Origin of the sequence: Streptomyces sp. NPDC058289 (genome assembly GCF_042880975.1) — a bacterium.
Classification (GTDB): Bacteria; Actinomycetota; Actinomycetes; order Streptomycetales; family Streptomycetaceae; genus Streptomyces; species Streptomyces stoeckheimensis.
The window spans coordinates 1-1022 of the sequence record NZ_JBHVYI010000215.1; the positions used below are offsets into that span (position 1 = coordinate 1).

General features: G+C 76.4%; 1 protein-coding gene. It reads left to right on the plus strand.

The window, feature by feature from the left end:
• Positions 1-184: 184 nt before the first annotated feature.
• Entirely contained in the window at positions 185-841 is a 657-nt protein-coding gene (locus ACFVX6_RS40940; protein WP_389699667.1) for a class I SAM-dependent methyltransferase, read from the plus strand.
• Positions 842-1022 lie beyond the last annotated feature (181 nt).

A 1022-nucleotide genomic window follows, 5' to 3' on the forward strand; every position in this document is an offset into this window, starting at 1 on the left:
GATCTTGCCGGTCAGGCCCGCGTCGTCCGGTGCCGTGCCTCGGCGCGCTGCCGGGGCTCCTGCGTACTGGACGTACTCGGGAGCCTCGGCAGCGCGGCGAGGCGCGGTGCCGGGCGGCGCGGGCCCGGCAAGATCCGAAAGAGACGGCCTGGTTCGAGGCGCGGGCGGGCTACTGTCCGGGGGCATGTCATCGACTTCGCACCTGAACTCCGTCCGGTCGTCCTACGACGCCGTCGCCGCCGACTACGCCGCGCTGCTGACCGGAGAGCTGGAGGGCAAACCGCTGGACCGGGCCATGCTGGCCGCCTTCGCGGAGTACGTGCGCGGGGACGGTCCCGGCGCCGGCCGGGCGGTCGCCGACCTGGGCTGCGGCCCGGGCCGGGTGACGGCGCACCTCGACGGCCTGGGGGTACGGGCCTTCGGAGTCGACCTGTCCCCCGCGATGGTGGCGGTGGCCCGCCGGACGTATCCGGGGCTGCGGTTCGAGGTCGGCTCGATGGCTGCGCTGGACATCGCCGACGGGGTCCTCGGCGGGGTGCTCGCCTGGTACTCCACCGTGCATACGCCACCGTCCGGGCTCCCCGCACTGTTCGCCGAGTTCGCCCGGGTGCTGGCCCCGGGCGGTCACCTGCTGATCGCGTTCAAGGCCGGCGACCGGCAGGTCCGGCTGGAACACGCGTACGGGCATCCGGTCGACCTCGACGTGTACTGGACCCCGCCCGAGCTGATCAGCGAACTGCTGGCCGCAGCGGGCTTGGCCGAGACGGCCCGCCTGGTCCGGGAACCGGACGCCGCGGAGAAGTCCCCGCAGGGCTTCCTGCTGGCCCGCCGGGCGGGCTGACCCGGGCGCAGCGCGGCCGGTGGCCCGGGCGGTGCGAGGCCGGGCGGTGCCAGGCCGGGCGGAGCGCGTTCGCGAGGCCCGGCGGAGCGCGGGCGGGACGTCGCGGCGGAGCGCGGGCGGGAGGCCGGCCGCGCGCGGGCGCGAGGCAGGCTGCGCGCGGGCGCGAGGCAGCAGACTCTTA

Excerpts from the sequence above, each read along its gene's own strand:
- ACFVX6_RS40940 (WP_389699667.1), top strand. The coding sequence starts at position 185 with ATGTCATCGACTTCGCACCTGAACTCCGTCCGGTCGTCCTACGACGCC.